Annotated in this window: 18 protein-coding genes; 11 read left to right on the top strand and 7 right to left on the bottom strand. The window is 72.3% G+C overall.

What is annotated here, in order from left to right; translation table 11 throughout:
* Nucleotides 1-11: 11 nt before the first annotated feature.
* Nucleotides 12-1463: a catalase gene (locus ACFY1J_RS14090; RefSeq protein ID WP_390708777.1), complete on the top strand. Its 1452-nt coding sequence runs from the start codon at nucleotides 12-14 to the stop codon at nucleotides 1461-1463.
* Between the two features lie 79 nt (nucleotides 1464-1542).
* Here ACFY1J_RS14090 and ACFY1J_RS14085 read toward each other — a convergent pair whose 3' ends face one another.
* Together ACFY1J_RS14085 and hisN are read right to left on the bottom strand one after the other, a co-directional pair.
* A complete protein-coding gene (locus tag ACFY1J_RS14085; protein WP_263212359.1) occupies nucleotides 1543-1938 on the bottom strand; it encodes a cyclic nucleotide-binding/CBS domain-containing protein in 396 nt (131 codons plus the stop codon).
* Nucleotides 1939-2087: 149 nt separating this feature from the next.
* On the bottom strand, nucleotides 2088-2888 hold the full coding sequence (gene hisN / locus ACFY1J_RS14080; RefSeq protein ID WP_390708802.1) for a histidinol-phosphatase: 801 nt from the start codon (nucleotides 2886-2888) through the stop codon (nucleotides 2088-2090).
* 174 nt (nucleotides 2889-3062) lie between these two features.
* On the opposite strand from hisN, the gene ACFY1J_RS14075 reads away from it, so the two are divergent.
* Nucleotides 3063-3671, top strand: coding sequence for a TetR/AcrR family transcriptional regulator (locus tag ACFY1J_RS14075; RefSeq protein ID WP_390708803.1), 609 nt, complete (start codon nucleotides 3063-3065; stop codon nucleotides 3669-3671).
* A 66-nt stretch (nucleotides 3672-3737) separates the two neighbouring features.
* Here the strand turns inward: ACFY1J_RS14075 and ACFY1J_RS14070 are convergent, their stop codons facing one another.
* The 5 genes from ACFY1J_RS14070 to ACFY1J_RS14050 form a co-directional block, all read right to left on the bottom strand.
* Nucleotides 3738-4061: a DMT family transporter gene (locus tag ACFY1J_RS14070; protein WP_390708804.1), complete on the bottom strand. Its 324-nt coding sequence runs from the start codon at nucleotides 4059-4061 to the stop codon at nucleotides 3738-3740.
* 76 nt (nucleotides 4062-4137) lie between these two features.
* Complete coding sequence (gene rsgA, locus ACFY1J_RS14065) at nucleotides 4138-5148, bottom strand: ribosome small subunit-dependent GTPase A (RefSeq protein WP_390731268.1); 1011 nt, start codon at nucleotides 5146-5148, stop codon at nucleotides 4138-4140.
* 13 nt (nucleotides 5149-5161) lie between these two features.
* Nucleotides 5162-6487: a 3-phosphoshikimate 1-carboxyvinyltransferase gene (aroA, locus tag ACFY1J_RS14060; protein WP_390708806.1), complete on the bottom strand. Its 1326-nt coding sequence runs from the start codon at nucleotides 6485-6487 to the stop codon at nucleotides 5162-5164.
* Nucleotides 6488-6649: 162 nt separating this feature from the next.
* Nucleotides 6650-7372 (bottom strand): M50 family metallopeptidase, encoded by a 723-nt coding sequence (locus ACFY1J_RS14055; RefSeq protein WP_390708807.1) that lies wholly within the window; start codon nucleotides 7370-7372, stop codon nucleotides 6650-6652.
* 191 nt (nucleotides 7373-7563) lie between these two features.
* A complete protein-coding gene (locus ACFY1J_RS14050) occupies nucleotides 7564-8388 on the bottom strand; it encodes a DUF2249 domain-containing protein (RefSeq protein ID WP_390708808.1) in 825 nt (274 codons plus the stop codon).
* A 72-nt stretch (nucleotides 8389-8460) separates the two neighbouring features.
* On the opposite strand from ACFY1J_RS14050, the gene ACFY1J_RS14045 reads away from it, so the two are divergent.
* From ACFY1J_RS14045 to ACFY1J_RS14005, 9 genes are all read left to right on the top strand, one after another.
* The gene (locus ACFY1J_RS14045) at nucleotides 8461-9201 is read left to right on the top strand and encodes a helix-turn-helix transcriptional regulator (RefSeq protein WP_390731267.1); all 741 of its coding nucleotides are present in this window, start codon (nucleotides 8461-8463) and stop codon (nucleotides 9199-9201) included.
* Entirely contained in the window at nucleotides 9198-10409 is a 1212-nt protein-coding gene (locus ACFY1J_RS14040; RefSeq protein ID WP_390731266.1) for a hypothetical protein, read from the top strand. Before ACFY1J_RS14045 ends, ACFY1J_RS14040 begins: the two co-directional genes overlap by 4 nt.
* Entirely contained in the window at nucleotides 10406-13111 is a 2706-nt protein-coding gene (locus ACFY1J_RS14035) for a multicopper oxidase domain-containing protein (protein ID WP_390731265.1), read from the top strand. Before ACFY1J_RS14040 ends, ACFY1J_RS14035 begins: the two co-directional genes overlap by 4 nt.
* 44 nt (nucleotides 13112-13155) lie before the next feature.
* On the top strand, nucleotides 13156-13971 hold the full coding sequence (locus ACFY1J_RS14030; protein WP_390708812.1) for an SOS response-associated peptidase: 816 nt from the start codon (nucleotides 13156-13158) through the stop codon (nucleotides 13969-13971).
* A gap of 1 nt (nucleotide 13972) precedes the next feature.
* Nucleotides 13973-14599 carry an alpha/beta family hydrolase gene (locus ACFY1J_RS14025; RefSeq protein ID WP_390731264.1) on the top strand — a complete coding sequence of 209 codons (627 nt, stop codon included), beginning with the start codon at nucleotides 13973-13975 and terminating at the stop codon, nucleotides 14597-14599.
* A 246-nt stretch (nucleotides 14600-14845) separates the two neighbouring features.
* Nucleotides 14846-15529 carry an RNA polymerase sigma factor SigR gene (sigR, locus tag ACFY1J_RS14020; RefSeq protein WP_363294121.1) on the top strand — a complete coding sequence of 228 codons (684 nt, stop codon included), beginning with the start codon at nucleotides 14846-14848 and terminating at the stop codon, nucleotides 15527-15529.
* Nucleotides 15526-15837 carry a mycothiol system anti-sigma-R factor gene (gene rsrA, locus ACFY1J_RS14015; protein WP_363294122.1) on the top strand — a complete coding sequence of 104 codons (312 nt, stop codon included), beginning with the start codon at nucleotides 15526-15528 and terminating at the stop codon, nucleotides 15835-15837. The genes sigR and rsrA overlap by 4 nt, the downstream gene beginning before the upstream one ends.
* Nucleotides 15838-15973: 136 nt before the next feature.
* A complete protein-coding gene (locus tag ACFY1J_RS14010; protein WP_390708814.1) occupies nucleotides 15974-17281 on the top strand; it encodes an HD-GYP domain-containing protein in 1308 nt (435 codons plus the stop codon).
* A complete protein-coding gene (locus tag ACFY1J_RS14005) occupies nucleotides 17278-18591 on the top strand; it encodes an HD-GYP domain-containing protein (protein WP_390708815.1) in 1314 nt (437 codons plus the stop codon). Before ACFY1J_RS14010 ends, ACFY1J_RS14005 begins: the two co-directional genes overlap by 4 nt.
* The last annotated feature ends 52 nt before the right edge of the window (nucleotides 18592-18643 follow it).

The following is an 18643-nucleotide window of genomic DNA, read 5'->3' as shown; positions in this document are numbered from 1 at the left end:
AGGAGGCTCACGTGACGCAGGGACCGCTTACGACGGAGGCCGGTGCTCCGGTCGCCGACAACCAGAACAGCGAGACCGCGGGCGTCGGCGGCCCCGTCCTCGTCCAGGACCAGCTGCTCCTGGAGAAGCTGGCCCATTTCAACCGTGAGCGCATCCCGGAGCGGGTGGTGCACGCCCGGGGCGCGGGTGCGTACGGCACCTTCACGGTGACCGCCGATGTCACGCCCTACACGCGCGCCGCGTTCCTCTCCGAGGTCGGCAAGCAGACCGAGGTCTTCCTGCGCTTCTCGACCGTGGCCGGCAATCTCGGTGCCGCGGACGCGGTGCGCGATCCGCGTGGCTGGGCGCTGAAGTTCTACACCGAAGAGGGCAACTACGACCTCGTCGGCAACAACACCCCGGTGTTCTTCATCAAGGACGCCATCAAGTTCCCGGACTTCATCCACACCCAGAAGCGCGACCCGTACACGGGATCGCAGGAGGCCGACAACGTGTGGGACTTCTGGGGGCTGTCCCCCGAGTCCACGCACCAGGTGACCTGGCTGTTCGGCGACCGCGGCATCCCGGCGTCGTACCGCCACATGAACGGCTACGGCTCGCACACCTTCCAGTGGAACAACGAGGCCGGCGAGGCCTTCTGGGTCAAGTACCACTTCAAGACCGACCAGGGGATCAAGAACCTCACCCAGGCCGAGGCCAACCGGATCGCCGGTGAGGACCCGGACTCGCACCAGCGCGATCTGCGCGAGGCCATCGAGCGCGGCGACTTCCCGACCTGGACCGTGCAGGTGCAGATCATGCCGGCGGCGGACGCGGCGACGCATCGCTTCAACCCGTTCGACCTCACCAAGGTGTGGCCGCACGCGGACTACCCGCCGATCGAGATCGGCAAGCTGGAGCTCAACCGCAACCCGGAGAACATCTTCGCCGAGGTCGAGCAGAGCATCTTCTCGCCCGCGCACTTCGTGCCCGGCATCGGTCCCTCGCCCGACAAGATGCTCCAGGGCCGTCTGTTCGCCTACGGCGACGCCCACCGCTACCGCGTCGGCATCAACGCCGACCACCTGCCGGTGAACCGCCCGCACGCCACCGAGGCGCGCACCAACTCCCGTGACGGCTTCCTGTACGACGGCCGCCACGGCGGTGCGAAGAACTACGAGCCCAACAGCTTCGGCGGGCCGTTCCAGACGGACCGTCCGCTGTGGCAGTCCACCGCGGTGACCGGCGGGACCGGCAACCACGCGGCCCCCGTGCACGCCGAGGACGACGACTTCGTCCAGGCGGGCAACCTCTACCGTCTGATGTCCGAGGACGAGAAGGACCGGCTCATCGAGAACCTGGCGGGCTTCATCGCCAAGGTCTCGCGCGACGACATCGCCGAGCGCGCGGTCGGCAACTTCCGTCAGGCGGACGGTGACTTCGGCAAGCGGCTGGAAGCCGCGGTCCAGGCCCTGCGCGGCTGACACACAGCAGTACCGCGTCGCTTGCCGTGGCGGGCGGGCCGGATCCCCGGAAGGCCGGGGTCCGGCCCGTTTCGCGTGTTCAGAGTGCTGGTGCGGGCTCCCGGGCGGGTGCCCAGCAGCGGATGATGTCGCGGACCGAGACTATTCCGGCGGGCTCGCCGTGGTCGAGGACGATGAGGTGCCGGAAGCCGCCGTGCGCCATGGCCCGGGCCGCCTCCTCCAGCGTCCAGTTGGGCGTCGCGAACACGACGTTGTTGGTGGTGTGGGCGTGAGTGCGTTCCGTGTCCGGGTTCTGGCCCAGGCCGACGGAGTTGAGGATGTCGCGTTCGGTGAGGATGCCGATGCCGCCCTCGTCGGGGTCGAGCACGATGGCGGCGCCCACACGGCGGGCGGACATCAGGGCGGCGGCTTGTCGGAGGGTGTGTGCCGGGCCGATGGTCAGGACCACCGTGCTCATGGCGTCGCGAACGAGCATGGTCTGGAGCCACCTCCTACGAATCACTGACATAGTTCAGGGATTCACAAGTTCACAAGTGAGGGTGTCTTCAGGGTGGCAGGTAAAGCGGAGGTCAACAAGAGGGCGCGCGCAGCCAGTTGAGGGCGTGCGTGATCACCTCGTGCTGCTCAGTAGCGCTGGTTGAGATACCCCAGCAACTCGTCGTGGAGCAGACCGTTCGACGCGGCCGCGTTGCCGCTGTGCGGGCCGGGGCGGGCATCGAGGCCGGTGAAGGTGCCGCCGGCCTCCGTGACGACGATCGCGTTGGCGGCCATGTCCCACAGGGACAGCTCGGGTTCGGCGCAGATGTCCACCGAACCCTCGGCGACCATCATGTAGGGCCAGAAGTCGCCGTACGCGCGCGTGCGCCAGACCTCGCGGGTCAGGTCGAGGAAGCCGTTCAGCCGGCCCCGCTCCTCCCAGCCGCTGAGCGAGGAGTACGCGAACGAGGCGTCCGAGAGCTTGGAGACGCGCGAGACATGGATGCGGGTCGCCGAGGACAGGCTGCGGCCGGTGAAGGCGCCGTGGCCCTTCGCGGCCCACCAGCGGCGGCCGAGGGCGGGGGCGGAGACGACGCCGACGACGGGCTGGAAGCCGCCCTCGCCCGCCTCCGTCAGGGAGATCAGGGTGGCCCAGACGGGGACGCCGCGGACATAGTTCTTGGTGCCGTCGATCGGGTCGATCACCCAGCGGCGGGGGCCCGTGCCCTCGATGCCGTACTCCTCGCCCAGGACCGCGTCCCGGGGGCGGGCGCGCTGGAGCTGCCCGCGGATGAGTTCCTCCGCGGCCTTGTCCGCCTCGCTCACCGGGGTCATGTCCGGCTTGGTCTCGACCTTGAGGTCGAGCGCCTTGAAGCGGTCCATGGTGGCGGCGTCGGCCGCGTCCGCGAGGACATGGGCGAGGCGGAGGTCGTCGAGGTAGTCCGGCATGGGACGAACGGTATCCGCCGTGGTCGCCGCACGGCTACACGGGGCCGTTCGGCAGGACGCCCCGATCGCCCGCGTGCAGTGGCCGAAGGGCGCCCCCCGGTGCCCTCGCGAACCCTTGACAGTGCATCCATGCGCGTCAAATCTGGGCGCAGAGCCGCTCGCCCCAGGGAGGCGATGATGCCTGCAGCGCGGGAATCCCTACTGGACGCCGCGTACACGGCGCTTGCGCGTCGGCCGTGGTCCGCCGTGCGGATGGTGGACGTGGCCGCGGCGGCCGGGGTCTCCCGGCAGACGCTGTACAACGAGTTCGGGAGCAAGGAGGGGCTGGCCAGGGCGCTGGTGCGCCGGGAGGCCGACGGATATCTCGCGGGGGTGGAGCGCGCCCTCGCCAGTTACTCCGAACCCCGGGACCGGCTGACCGCCACCGCCGAGTGGACCGCCTCCGCCGCCCGTGAGAATGCCCTCGTACGCGCCATGCTCACCGGTTGCTGGAGCGAGCGCCTGCCCGCGCCGACCCTCTCCGCCGTGCCCTCCTCCTCGGCCGTACCGGCACAGCGCCGGGCGGACGGCCCGCTGCCGTCGCCGGGGGACTTCGTGCAGATCGTGCGGGACCGGGCGGTGGCGGTGCTCGCCGGGCCCGGTGGTGCGCGGGGCGACGGCGGCGAGCTCGTCCGGTCCTGTGAACTCGTCGTACGCCTTGCCCTGTCCTTCGTGGCCGCGCCGCCGGGGGAGGGCGGGATCGCCGAGCTGGTGCGGGGCGCCCTCCACCGGCAGTTGGCGTGACCCTTCTCCGCCGTCCTCCGAACCCGCCCTGTGGGCAAGGGGGTTCCGGCTTGAGTGGCGCGCCGTCTAGCGGGCCGAGCCCGACAGCTGCAGGCCGATCACGCCGATGATGACGAGGCTGATCGAGACGATCTTCAGTGTCGAGACCAGGTCGCCGAGGAAGACCATGCCGTAGATCGCGGTGCCCGCCGCGCCGATGCCCGTCCACACCGCGTAGGCGGGGCCCACGTCCAGCTTCCTCAGGGAGAGGGTCAGCAGGCCGAAGCTGCCGAGGGCGAAGATGCAGAACGCGATCGTGGGCCACAGGCGGGTGAAGCCGTGGGAGAGCTTGAGGGAGACGGCGAAACCGGTCTCCAGCATTCCGGCCACGATGACCAGCAGCCACGCCATGTGCTGTCCTCCCGTACGTCCGGCTCGGTGCGATTATGCACTTGCCGGACTCGCGTAAAGGCAAACAACCCGGTGGTCAGTCGCCGTCCTTGCGCTCCCGCGTCGCCAGCAGCCGGCGCAGCGAATACAGCCGCGCCGGGTCCGCGTGACCCTCGGCCACCCACTGGTCCAGCGCGCAGTCCGGCTCGTCGTGACTGCACGCGCGCGGGCAGCCCTCGGTGCCCGGCTCCAGCTCCGGGAAGGCGTGGATGACCCGGGACGGGTCGATGTGCGCGAGGCCGAAGGACCGTACGCCCGGGGTGTCGACGACCCAGCCGTCCGCGCCGGTGAGCGGCAGCGCGAGCGCCGAGGTGGTGGTGTGGCGGCCGCGGCCCGTCACCGCGTTCACCTGGCCCGTCGTACGCCGGCGGTCCTTTGGGACGAGGGCGTTGACCAGGGTCGTCTTGCCCACGCCCGAGTGGCCCACGAACGCCGTGATCTTGCCGTCGAGGTGCTCGCGGACGCGGTCGGCCGCGTCGCCGTTCTCCAACTCCTCGCGGCTGGTGACGACGTAGGGGATGTCCAGGTCGCCGTAGAGCTCCAGCAGTTTGTCGGGCGGGGCCAGGTCCGATTTGGTCAGCACCAGCAGGGGGTCGAGGCCGCCGTCGTAGGCCGCGACCAGACAGCGGTCGATCAGACGGGGGCGCGGCTCCGGGTCGGCCAGGGCCGTGACGATGGCCAGCTGGTCGGCGTTGGCGACGACCACGCGCTCGTACGGGTCGTCGTCGTCGGCGGTCCGGCGCAGCAGCGAGGTGCGCTTCTCGATGCGGACGATACGGGCGAGGGTGTCCTTCTTCCCGGACAGATCGCCGACGAGGGCCACCCGGTCGCCGACCACCGCCGCCTTGCGGCCCAGTTCACGGGCCTTCATCGCCATGATTGCCGTGTCGTCGACGAGGCAGGTCAGACGGCCCCGGTCCACGGTGAGGACCATGCCCTCGGCCGCGTCCTCGTGTTTCGGGCGGATGTTCGTGCGAGGCCGGTTGCCCTTGCGGTTCGGGCGGCTGCGGATGTCGTCCTCGTCGGTGTGCTTGCCGTAGCGGCGCATGGCGGTGAGTCCCCTACGCCCTGTCGCTCCCGAGCATCCCTGCCCACATCTCGGGGAAGTCCGGCAGCGTCTTCGCCGTGGTCGCCACGTTCTCGATCTGTACGTCCTCGACGGCCAGGCCGATGATCGCGCCGGCGGTCGCCATGCGGTGGTCCTCGTAGGTGTGGAAGACACCGCCGTGCAGCCGGCGCGGGCGGATGTGCAGGCCGTCGGCCGTCTCGGTGACGTCTCCGCCGAGCTCGTTGATCTCCTTGGTGAGCGCGGCCAGCCGGTCCGTCTCGTGCAGGCGCAGATGGGCCACGCCCCGCAGGGTGGAGGGGGAGTCCGCGAGGGCGGCGACCGCCGCGATGCCCGGGGTCAGCTCGCCCACGTCGCTCAGGTCGACATCGATGCCGTGGATGGCACCCGAACCGGTGAACTCCAGCCCGTACTCGGTGAGTTCGCAGGAACCGCCCATCTCGGTGAAGATCTCGCGCAGCCGGTCACCCGGCTGGGTCGTCCGGGACGGCCAGTCCGGGACGAGGACCTTGCCGCCGGTGACCAGGGCCGCCGCCAGGAACGGCTGGGCGTTGGACAGGTCCGGCTCGATGGTCAGGTCGCGGCCGAGCAGGGCACCCGGGGTGACCCGCCACACGTTCGGCTCGCCGCCCGACTCCGGGGTGTCCACCTGGGCACCGACCGCGCGCAGCATGTCCACCGTCATCCGGATGTGCGGCATGGAGGGCAGCGAGGCACCGATGTGACGGACCTCGACGCCCTGGTTGAAGCGCGGGCCGGACAGCAGCAGCGCGGACACGAACTGCGACGAGGACGAGGCGTCGATCGACACCGGGCCGCCGTCCAGCGCACCCCCGCCGTGCACGGTCAGCGGCAGCGCGCCCCGGCCGTCGTCGTCGATCCGGGCACCGAGCGCGCGCAGCGCGTCGATCACACCGTTCAGGGGGCGCTCGTACGACCGCGGGTCGCCGTCGAAGCGGACGGGGCCGTCGGCCAGCGCGGCGACCGGCGGCAGGAAGCGCATGACCGTGCCGGCGTTGCCGACGTCGACGGTGGCCGGGCCGTGCAGTCCCGTGGGGAGCACGCGCCAGGCCTCGCCCGAGCCGTCGGGGCCCACGCCTTCCTCGATGCCGACGCCCATGGCACGCAGGGCACCGGCCATCAGCAGCGTGTCGCGGGACCGCAGGGGGCGGCGCAGCCAGCCCGGCTCGGAGGCGAGGGCGGCGAGCACCAGGGCGCGGTTGGTGACGGACTTGGACCCGGGCACGTGGACCGTCGCGTCGACGGCTCCGCTCGCGTGCGGGGCGGGCCAGAGGGCGGTGTGCGCGGGGTTCGGGGCCATAGGGCCACTTTATAAGGAGGCCGTGGTTCGGGTGCGGCGCCGTTGCGGCTGGTGGCGCCCGCGCGGCGGGCCGTGAACCGGCCCGGCCCCGCGCCCCGGTGCGGTTCGGGGCGCCTTCTCACCCCTCCGGCGGTCGGCCGTCGTCCCTCCGGCGGTCGGCTGTCATCCCTCCAGCAGCCAGCTGCCCCCGCCGATCAGCGAGCACAGTGACACCGCGTGGAACAGGAACAGCCACAGGCCCGCGGGGACGTGCGTCAGGCGGGACAACTGGTCCGCGTCCGAGTCGCCCGCCCCACCGCGTGAACGCTTGGCCTGGAGTTCGAAGGCCGGGCGCACGCCGCCGAACAGCAGGAACCACACCACCGCATACGCGAACGCCGCCTGCACCTGGGGGCCGGCCAGCCAGGACACCAGCAGGAACGCGGCGCCCGTGACGATCACCGTCAGCGCCCCGTAGGCGTTCCGGATCATGACCAGCATGGCCACGAGCAGGGCCGTCGCCGCCCACAGCAGCAGCGTGATGTGCCCGGCGGCCAGCAGCGCGGCGCCGCCGAGGCCCAGCAGCGGGGGAGCGGTGTAGCCGGCCGCCGCGGTGAGGATCATGCCCGGCCCGGTCGGCTTGCCCCGGCTCACGGTCAGGCCGCTGGTGTCGGAGTGCAGGCGTATGCCCGTCAGCTGCCGGCCGGTGAGCAGCGCCACCAGACCGTGGCCGCCCTCGTGCGCGATCGTGATCGCGTTGCGCGAGACGCGCCACGCGGTGTGCGGGACGACCGCGGCGAGCGCGGCGACCAGGGTGGCGATCACCACCCACAGATCGGGGTCGGGCTGGGTGCCGACGAGACGGTCCCAGAGGTCGGGCAGCGCGGTGGCGGCGGTGCTGTCCATGTGTGCTGTTGCTCCCTCTGGTCGTTCGGAGTGTCGCAGTGTGGCACGTCTGCGCGGACGGTATCTGAGACGCCGGCCTGGCGGCGATCGTTCCCGGCGGTGAACGCGCAGGTCACAGCGTTAGAGCCCCGGAGTGGTCCGGGGCTCTTGCGTTACCCGTGCTTGCCGGTCGGACGGCTCGCCCGTGGTGGTCAGCGGTGCGTGAGCAGCAGACGCCACGCGTCCGGGCCGCGCTGGAGGTACTCCACCGCGAACGCGCCCGGGTGACGGTCCTCGATCTGGCCCAGCAGGGGCAGCGGGTCGTGCGGCGCGACCAGGATCATCGCCTGCCCGGAGGGCACCGCGGCGATCGCGCCGAACACCGTGGCATGCCGCAGCGAGTGCGGGACGTCGCGCACGTCCAGCTCGGGCACGTCCGTCTCGTCCGAGCCACCGCAGCCACAGGTGCCACCGCAGCCACCGCCGGACGTGGCCGCCTCGCCGGCCTCACCGTGCTCGTGACCGTGGCCGTGCTCGTGGCCGTGCTCATGACCGTGGCCGAGGATGTCGTGCATGCCCGCCAGGAGTCCGGCGAGGGAGATGTCCGGGGAACCGGCCAGCAGCGGCAGGATCAGGGTGTTCTCCTTCTCCAGGTGCTCCTCGAACAGCACCTGGAGCGCCCGGCCGTCGGTCGCCGCCCGCACGGCCGAACCGGCGGTGCGCAGCGCCTCGACGAGCGCGGTGAGCCTGCGGTGCTCGGCGAGCATGCCGTCGATCAGGAGGCGCGCGGCGGGCAGGTCGTGGGCCACGGGGTAGAGGGTCTCCTCCTCGGCGGCCGCGTGCGGGATCAGGTCGCGGTCGCAGAAGGCGACCAGTTCCGCACGGACCCGGTCGGCCGCCGCCGGGTCGCGCTCCGCGGCCGCGATCAGCATCGCGACCCGTCCGGCCAGGTCACCCGCCAGCTGCGTGTGATGCGCCTCGACGGCTTCGGCGGCCGCCGCGTCCTGGGGGTCCGATGCGATGGTCAGGGTGCTCATGAGGGTCGTCCTTCCAACGGCCGGCAGCCCGTCCCCGTTCGGTCCGGGCCGATACTGCAATATAGTACGGACATGACCGTGGAAAATAACGGACCGCTTCCCGGCAGCGGAACGAACCGCGTACCGCTGTCCCGGCAGCGCCGCGGTGTCCTGCAGTACCTGCGCGGCCAGGCCGCCCCCGTCACCGCGAGCGCGCTCGCCAAGGTGTGCGCGCTGCACGTCAACACCGTCCGCGAGCACCTGGACGCCCTGGTGGACGCCGGCCTCGCCACCCGCGAGGCGTCCAGCCCCTCCGGACGCGGCCGCCCCGCCTTCCGCTACCGGGCCCGCCCGCCGCAGGAGTCGCCCGCACGCGAATACGCCGGGCTCGCCGCCGTCCTCGCCGCGCAGATCGCCCGCTCCAGCGCCGACCCGCGCAGGGACGCCCTCGCCGCCGGCGAGCAGTGGGGGCTCCTCCTCACCGCCCGGCAGACGCCGACGGCGGATCCCAAGGAGGCGCGGACCCGGCTGCTGGACCTCCTGGAGGAGATCGGCTTCGCCCCGGAAGCGGACGCGGACGCACGCCGAGTCCGGCTGCGGCGCTGTCCGTTCGTGGAGACGGCGCGTGAACACCCCGGTGTCATCTGCGGTGTTCACGAGGGACTGGTCCGGGCCGGGCTCGCCGCGCTGGGCGGGGCGCCGCAGGAGGTCGAACTGCTGCCGTTCGCCGAACCGGACGCGTGCCGACTGCACTTGGGCCTGACCGAGCGAGCCGACGACGAGGACGGTGCCGGGCACCCGACCGCGGCCGGCACACCCGGGGTGAACCGGTGACCCCGCCGTCCGGCTCCGCCTCCGGCAGCAGCGCCGCCCGGCGCGCGGGCGCCCGCCGCGCACCCCTGCTGCTCGCCGCCGGTCTCTGCCTCCTCGCCGGTCTCGACGCCGCCCTCGGCCTGCTCGGCCTGCCGGCCCCGGTCACCACCGACCGGCTCCCGCAGGTGCACGGCGTGCTGATGGTGCTCGGCTTCGCCGGCACGCTGGTCGCTCTGGAGCGCGCCGTCGCCCTGGGTCGCCCGTGGGCCTATCTGGCCCCCGGCTGCCTCGGCGCCGGGGGCCTGCTGCTGCTCAGTCCGGTCGACCTGGTCGTACCCCGGCTGCTGCTCGTCGCCGGATGCGCGACCCTGGTCGCCCTGTACGTGCGCTTCTGGCGCCGGCAGCCGAGCGCCGCCCTGCTCGCCCAGGCCGCGGGCGCCGTGCCGGCACTGGGTGCGGCGCTGCTGTGGCTGGGCGGGATCGACGTACCGGGCATGCTGCCCTGGCTGGTGGCCTTCCTCGTGCTGACCATCGCGGGGGAGCGGCTGGAACTCGCCCGGGTGGCCGTCCTGGCGCCCTCGGCGGAACAGACGTTCCTGTGCGGCGTCGGCGCGGTCACCGCGGGCGTGGTCGCCACCCTGCTGTGGCCCGCGATAGGCACCGTACTGCTCGGCGCCGCGCTGCTCTCCCTGGTCGCCTGGCTCGTCGTGCACGACGTCGCCCGCCGGCTGCTGCGCTCCACCGGCCTGCCCCGCTTCACTGCGGCGTGCCTGCTCGCCGGGTATGCCTGGCTGGGCCTGGCCGGCATCCTGTGGCTGCTGGGCGGGCCGATCACCGAGGGGACGCGGTACGACGCGGTGGTGCACTGCGTGTTCCTGGGCTTCGTGATGTCGATGATCATGGCGCACGCCCCGGTGATCCTGCCCGCCGTCCTGCGCCGTCCCCTGCCCTACCACCCGGCGCTGGCGGTGGCGGCCTGGCTGCTGCATCTGTCGCTGGCGCTGCGCGTGCTGGTCGGTGACCTGCGGGACGTCCGAGGCGCGTGGCAGCTCGGCGGGGTGCTCAACATCGTCGCCGTCCTGCTGTTCGTCGTATCGGCGGCCACGGCCTCCGTCATCGCCACGCGGCGCGCGTCGGCGACGGCGACGGCAACGGCAAAGGCCTCCGCCGCCTCGGCAGCCGCCTCCACCTCCGCGTCCGCACCCTCCGATCCGAGGACAGCCCGGTGACCACGAACCTGTCTCCCTCCACGGCGAGCGGATCCGCCCCGAAGCCCCCGGGCCGCTCCCCGCGCACCCGCTGGCACCTCGGCGTGAACGCGATCGTGGTCGTCTGGCTCGCCCTCTTCGCCGCGGTCGGGTCCGGCCACCACTTCCTGCCGCACGCCTTCTGGCTGCTCGTCCATGTGCTGCTGCTCGGGGCGGTCACCAACGCGATCGTCATCTGGTCGGGCCACTTCGCCGCCTCCGTCCTGCGGCTGCCCGAGGCGAACCGGGGCGCCCCCGCCGCACTGCGCCTGGTCTGCCTGAACGCCGGTGCGGTCGGCGTGATCGGCGGCATGCTCTTCGACCGGTGGTACGTCGTCCTGGCCGGTGGATGCCTGGTCGCGGCCGCGGTCACGGCGCACGCCGTTTGGCTGGTACGACTGCTGCGGCGGGCGTTGCCCGGCCGGTTCTCCATGACCGTGCGCTACTACGTGGCCGCCTCCGCCCTGCTGCCCGTGGGCGCCGCGCTCGGCGTCGTCATGGCGCGCGGTGATCTCGCCGGTGATCTGCCCGAACGGCTGCGTGTCGCCCACGAGACGATCAACCTGCTCGGCTGGGTCGGCCTCACCGTCGCCGGAACGCTCATCACCCTGTGGCCGACGATGCTGCGCACGCGGGTGGCGGACGGCGCGGAACGAGCGGGCCGCGCCGCCCTTCCCGTCCTGCTCGCCGGACTCGGCGCCGCCGTCGCCGGCACCCTGCTCGGCCCGCCGCCGCTGGCCGCCCCCGGCGTGGTCGGCCATGCCGCCGGGCTGGTCGTCGCGGGCCGGCCCTGGCTGCGTGAGGCCCGGGCGAAGGCACCGCGTTCCTTCGCCGCGTGGTCGGTGGCCGCGGGCTGCGGATGGCTCGCCGGCTCGCTGATCGTCCTGTCCGGCATCCTCGTCTCCACGACCTCCTGGATCACGGTGGGGGAGCGCGTGTCACTGCTGACCGCGCCGCTCGCCGCCGGCTGGATCGCCCAAGTCCTGCTCGGCGCGCTGAGTTTCCTCGTCCCCGTGGTCCTGGGCGGCGGCCCCGCTGCCGTACGCGCCGCCACCGTGAGCCTCGAACGGGCCTGGCCGGCCCGGCTGGCCGTCACCAATGCCGCCCTGTTGCTGTGCGTGCTGCCGGTGCCGTCGATGGTGCGGGTGGCGTGCTCGGTGCTGCTGCTGGTGATGCTGCTGTTCTTCCTGGTGCTGCTCGTGCTGACGGTCGTACAGGGGATGCGCAACCGCCGCGGGGCGGCGCAGGGAGATCCGCCTCCGGCTCCGGCCGAGGTCCCGGCGCGACCGCACCGGGTGCTCGGTGGCGTTGCCCTCGGGCTCGCGGTCGTGATGCTGGCCGTCGCGGGCGGCGGGGCGGCCGACGTGCGGTCGCTGCCGATCCTGGAGCGGTCCGCCGCCACGAGCGCCGACGGGGGCGCGGTGACGCCGACCGGCCGTACCACCACGGTGGCGGTGACGATCCGCAACATGCGCTTCTCGCCGGCCTCCGTCGACGTGCCCGCCGGAAACCGCCTGGTGATCAACCTGCACAACACCGGTACCGACACCCACGACCTGGTGCTGGAGACCGGCGCCCGCACCGACCGGCTCAGTCCGGGACAGAAGGGCACGCTGGACGCGGGAGTCGTCGGCCGCGACCTCGAGGGCTGGTGCTCCATGGTCGGCCACCGGCAGATGGGGATGGTCTTCGCCGTGAACGTCACCGGGGCCGGTGCGGACTCCGCCGCGGACAGCGGCGGGACCACCCACGACCACAGCGGCGCAGGCACGTCCGAGGCCACGAAGGACACCGCCGCGGAGGCGTTCGACCCGATGGCCGAACCGGCCGCCGGCTTCACCGCCCGCGACGCCCAGCTCCCGCCCGCCACCGGCGGCCCCGGCCACCAGGTGCACAGGAGGACGATCACCGTGAAGGAGGTGACGAGGGAAGTCGCCCCCGGCGTACGGCAGAAGCTGTGGACCTTCGACGGCACGGCCCCCGGGCCCGTGCTGCGCGGACGCATCGGCGACACCTTCGAGATCACCCTCGTCAACGACGGATCGATCGGCCACTCGGTCGACTTCCACGCCGGATCGCTCGCGCCGAACGGGCCGATGCGCACCATCAAGCCCGGCGAATCCCTGACGTACCGGTTCACGGCCACCCGCAGCGGCATCTGGATGTACCACTGCTCGACCATGCCGATGTCCCTGCACATCGCCAACGGCATGTTCGGCGCGGTGATCATCGACCCGCCCGGCCTGCCCACGGTGGACCGTGAATACGTACTGGTCCAGTCGGAGTTCTACCTCGGCAGGCAGGGTGGTACGGCCGACGCCGCCAAGGTGAACGCCAAGGACTACGACATGGTCGCCTTCAACGGCTATGCCAACCAGTACGATCACGACCCACTGACCGCCGGGGCCGGTGAGCGCGTACGGATCTGGGTGCTGGCGGCCGGGCCGAACGAGTCCAGCGCGTTCCATGTCGTGGGCGGCCAGTTCGACACGGTGTTCCGTGAGGGTGCGTACGACTTGAGACGGGGAGGGTCGCAGAGCGGGGGCGCGCAGGTCCTCGACCTTGCCCCCGCCTCGGGTGGATTCGTCGAGCTGTCCTTCCCGGAGGCCGGTGACTATCCGTTCGTCACGCACGTCATGAGCGACGCGGAACGGGGTGCGCACGGCGTCTTCCGGGTCCGGTGAGCGGCGACAATGGCAACAAGCGGTCTGTCGGAGGGGTGTTTGACATGTGCGGACGGTATGCATCCAGTCGTCGGCCCGAAGATCTTGCGGGAATCTTCGAGGTCGAGAAGTGGGAGCCCGAGGAGACCCTGGAGCCGGATTACAACGTGGCTCCGACCAAGGAGGTCTACGCCGTCCTCGACCGCCCCGTGAAGGACGCCGAAGACCCGCGGCCGGTGCGCCAGCTGCGCAGACTCAGGTGGGGACTGGTGCCCTCCTGGGCCAAGACCCCCGAGGGCGGCGCCCGGATGATCAACGCGCGTGCGGAGACCGTGCACGAGAAGCCCGCGTACCGCCGCGCCTTTGCGGCCCGGCGCTGCATCGTCCCCGCCGACGGCTACTACGAGTGGGTCACCGGCAAGCAGGAGCGGGACCTGGAGGCCGAGGGGAAGAAGAAGCGCCCGCGCAAGCAGCCGTACTTCGTGCTGCCCGCCGACGGCTCGGTCTTCGCGATGGCCGGGCTGTACGAGTTCTGGCGCGACAAGACCCTCCCCGACGACCACCCGCAGGCCTGGTGGGTCACCTGTTCCGTGATCACCACGGAGGCGGAGACGACCCCCCTGGCCGTCGCCCCGGCCGAGGGACCGTTCTCGCTCGCCGAGATCCACCCCCGGATGCCGCTGATGCTCACGGAGGACCGCTGGGACGCGTGGCTGGACCCCTCCCGCACGGACCCGGAGAACCTGCGCTCCCTGTTGGAGCCGCCCCCGGCCGGCCTGATGCGCGCGTACCCCGTCTCCACGGCCGTGAGCAACGTCCGCAACAACGGCCCGGAGCTGCTGAAGGAGCTGGAGGGGCCGGAAGAGGGCACACTCTTCTAGCGTGATCGAGATTGTCGAGACCGACGCCGGGACCGCCCGCATCACCTGGCACCGGGCGAAGAAGGCGCGGCTGGTGCTGGCCGCGAGTCATGGGGCGGGCGGCGGCATCGAGGCGCGTGACCTGCAGGCGCTCGCCCGGGTGCTGCCGGAGCACGGTGTGACCGTGGCTCTGGTCGAGCAGCCCTGGCGGGTCGCGGGCAAGAAGCTCGCGCCCGCGCCGAAGACCCTGGACACCGGCTGGCTCGGCATCTGGCCCGCGCTGGCCGGGATGGAGCTGCCGGTGATCTCCGGCGGCCGCAGCGCCGGCGCGCGGGTCGCCTGCCGCACCGCCACGGAGCTGGGCGCGCACGCCGTGCTCGCGCTGAGCTTCCCGCTGCACCCGCCGGGCAAGCCCGAGAAGTCCCGCGCCGACGAACTGCTCGGCGCCGGGGTGCCCACGCTCGTCGTACAGGGCGGAAACGACCCCTTCGGCAAGCCGGACGAGTTCCCCGCGGGGGCGTACGAGCTGGTCGAGGTGCCGTACGGCGATCACGGCTTCGCGGTCCCCAAGCGCGCGGAGATCACCCAGGAGCGGGCACTGGAGATCATCACGGACGGTGTCGTCCGGTGGGCGGCATCACTCGGGTAACGCACGGGAATGCCGGGGCCGGGACAACTGTTGTGGCGGACAGAAGTGCTGGACCGCCGGCACCGTCGTCGTAGGAGAGGAAGCCGCCGCATGGGTTCGACCATCTGCCCGAGCCGCCCTGAGCTGGACTGGACGGTGCTGCACGCGGCCAAGACGCCTCCTATTCGAGCGGCGGCAGGCACGGATCGTGTTCTATCCTCCGAAACGAGTGGGACCGGTTTCGGTCCCGCCCGGGATCTTGAGGAGGTGGGTCCGGTCACTGGGACCGACGCAGGGACCGACAACGGCCAGGCGGAGCTGCCCGAGGGCCAGGGCATGGGCGCGGAGTCGACCGCGGAGCGCAGCGCGCGCTTCGAGCGGGACGCGCTCGAATTCCTCGACCAGATGTACTCGGCCGCGCTGCGCATGACGCGCAACCCCGCCGACGCCGAGGACCTGGTGCAAGAGACGTACGCCAAGGCGTACGCGTCCTTCCACCAGTTCCGCGAGGGCACCAACCTCAAGGCGTGGCTGTACCGGATCCTCACCAACACCTTCATCAACTCGTACCGCAAGAAGCAGCGCGAGCCCCAGCGCAGCGCGGCCGAGGAGATCGAGGACTGGCAGCTCGCCCGTGCCGAGTCGCACATGTCGACCGGTCTGCGCTCGGCCGAGTCGCAGGCGCTCGACCACCTGCCCGACTCGGACGTCAAGGAAGCACTGCAGGCGATCCCCGAGGAATTCCGCATCGCCGTCTATCTCGCGGACGTTGAGGGCTTTGCGTACAAGGAGATCGCGGACATCATGGGGACACCCATCGGTACGGTGATGTCCCGGCTGCACCGGGGCCGCCGTCAACTGCGCGGCATGCTGGAGGACTACGCGCGTGAGCGCGGCCTGGTCCCGGCGGGCGCCGGAGAGTCGAACGAAGCGAAAGGCTCGGGCTCATGAGCTGCGGAGAGCCGCACGAGACGGACTGCAGTGAGGTCCTCGACCATCTCTACGAGTTCCTCGACAGTGAGATGCCGGACGTCGATCGCGACAAGTTCAAGCAGCACTTCCAGGAGTGCTCCCCGTGCCTGGAGAAGTACGGCCTGGAAGAGGCCGTGAAGAAGCTGGTCAAGCGGTGCTGCGGGCATGACGACGTACCGACCGACCTGCGCGCCAAGGTCCTGGGGCGGCTCGACCTGATCCGTTCCGGCCAGACCGTGCCGGAGCACGACGTGACCGCCTCGCCGGTCACCCCCCAGGAGTCCTGACCCCGCGCCCGGACACCGTGTCCTGATCTTGGGGACATCACCCGAATGTGCTAATCCGCGGGTCATCGGCCCGCGGACCCCTGGCCCCCGTCCTAGGCTCCGAAGCCTGGGCACGCACGGTCGGGGGAGGGGTGTCATGGAGGTGGTTCCGGCACGGGCACGCGTGTACGTGGCCTGTGTCGCCCTTCTCGCGCTGTTCTGTCTGCTGTCGCTGCCCGGAATCCGCTCACCCTGGTGGGTGATCGCGCTGCTCGCCGCGCTGTACGCGGCCTGCGAGCACGTCGCGCGGCGCCGGTTCGCGGGCACCTTCTACCCCGTCCTGCTCGCCGGGGCCTTTCTGCTGCCCCCGCCCGCCGCCGCCCTCGTACCGCTGCCGGCCGCCCTGCTCTCCCACGGCGGACAGCCGTCCACCCCGCTCCGGCGCGTATGGCGGGGCGCCCAGCCGGCGCTGGCGGTGTGGGGCGCATCGCGGGTGCACTGGGCGCTGGGCGGGCGCGACGCGGTCGTGGCGTCCCACTTTCCTTATGTGCTCGTGCCCGCCGGGGCGGCCGTGCTGGTCTTCTGCCTGGTGCTGGCCGTGCTCGACGGCGGGATCCTCGCCCTCGTCGAGCGGGTGCCGGCCCGGCGGGCCTGGCGGGGGCTGCTGTCGCGCTCGCTCGCGCCGATCGCGGCGCACGGGCTGGCCGGGCTGATGATGGCGGTGCTGTGGCGCAGCCCGTACGGCCCCGTCGCCGCGCTGCTCGTGCTGCTGCCGATGTGCGTGTCCTGGTGGGTGTTCGCGCAGTACCACCGGGAGCGGGCCGCCCACCAGGCCACCATCCGCGCGCTGGTGCAGGCCGTCGACATCAAGGACGGGTACACCCGCGGTCACAGCGAGCGGGTCGGACACGCCTCCGTGATGATCGCCCGTGAGCTGGGCATGGACGGCGAGCGTGTCGAGGTGCTGCGCTTCGCCGGGATCCTGCACGACGTGGGCAAGCTGGGCGTCCCGACCCGGCTGCTCCGCAAGGACGGGCCGCTCACCCCCGAGGAGCGCCGGGTCATCGAACTGCATCCCGAATACGGGCACGAGGTGGTGCGGGGCATCTCCTTCCTCGGCGAGGCGCGCGCGGCGATCCTGCACCACCACGAGCGGCTGGACGGGAGCGGCTATCCGTACGGGCTGGCCGGCGGGCAGATCCCGGAGTGCGCCCGGGTGGTCGCCGTCGCCGACGCCTTCGACGCCATGACGTCCACGCGGTCCTACCGCAGGGCCCGGCCCGTCGCGACGGCACTGGAGGAGCTGGAGCGGTGCGCGGGGGCCCAGTTCGACCCCAGGATGGTCGCCGCGCTGGCACGCGCGCTGGCCCGGCACGGCTGGCATCCCGCCGTCACCGCCGACGAGACGCGGCACGCGGCGTCCCCGCCCGAACCCGTCCCGAGCCGGCCCGGAGCCGGGCGATGACGCCGCTCCGCCTGATATCCGGCTCCGCCGCCGTCCTCGCCCTCGTCTCCCTGGCCGTCACCCTGTGGACCGGCATCGGCGACCGGGGAGTCGCCCTCTGCTTCGGCCTTCTCATAGCCGTCGGCGAGCTCTCCCTCCCCCAGGCTCTCGGCTCCGGCCGAGCGGAGGGGGCCGAAGTGACCGGCGCGCGCGTGCGGGAGGCCGCGCCCGTCGGTGCCGCCGGAGCGCTGTCCTACGCCCTGCTCGGCGAGGTCGCCGGCCGCCCCGCCCAGCATGGTGCCGCGCAGGTCGTCACCGTCGTCCTGGCAGCCTCCCTGCTCGGCAGCGTGCCGCACATCTGGCAGGGCCGCAGCCCCACCCTCGACCAGCTGGCCCGCCGCGTCCTGACCGTCGGCTTCGCCGCCGTCTGCTTCCAACCCCTCTACAACCAGGGCGTGTTCAGCTCCTGGGGTGGACCGGCCTACGCCCTGCTGGTGCTCGCCCTCCTCGTGCTCACCGCCCTGTGCGACGCGGTCCTGGCGGCCGCGCAGGCGCACGCCCGCACCCGGTGGCCGTTCGGCCTGCTGCTGAGGGACGAGCTGCGGGGGCTGCTCGGCATCGGGTCCGCCGTGTGCGCCACGGGCGCGGTGATGGCGCTGGGGGTCGCCGTCGCGGGACTGTGGGCGCTGCCCGTGTTCTGTCTGCCGCTGCTGCTCACCCAGCTCTCCCTGCGCCGGTACGCGGCCGTACGGGCCACCTACCGGCAGACCATCGCCTCACTCGCCCGGGCCACCGAGGTCGCCGGGTACACCCCCGCCGGGCACGCCCGTCGCGTCGCCGCGCTCAGCGGGGCCGTGGGCCGGGACCTGGGGCTGTCCGGGACCGAGCTGACCGTGCTGGAGTACGCGGCCCTGATGCACGACATCGGCCAGCTCAGCCTGGTCGATCCGGTGCCGGCCGGGGCCACCGCCGGGCTGCCCCCGGAGGAGCAGCGGCGCATAGCGCTCCTCGGCGGGGCCGTCGTACGGCAGACCGGGGTGGACGCGGCGGTCGCCGTGGTCGTGGAGCGGCAGGCCGACCCCTACCGGGAGCAGCCGGTGGCCGCGCGGATCGTACGGGCCGTGAACGCATACGAGGAGATGGCCAGGGAAGCAGCACCCGGTGGGCCGCTCAAGGCCCTGGAGGAGCTGCGGCTGGGCACTGCGGGGGACTATGCGCCCGAGGTCGTGGAGTCGCTCGCCCGGGTGCTCTGGAATCAAAGGTGTGGCGCGATGGGGGTCCCCCCGGGCGTTGAGCTCTGGGGGAGCCTCGGGCAGGGTGGTGGCGGGTGACGGGCGGCACTGTCTGGCCCTGCCTCTTCCTGGGTAACCCATGGGTAATGAG

The sequence above is a fragment of the Streptomyces sp. NPDC001406 genome (assembly GCF_042895285.1).
In the GTDB taxonomy this organism is placed as follows: domain Bacteria; phylum Actinomycetota; class Actinomycetes; order Streptomycetales; family Streptomycetaceae; genus Streptomyces.
Note: the sequence above shows the minus strand (reverse complement) of the source record. Positions and strands in the feature narration are given on the sequence as shown.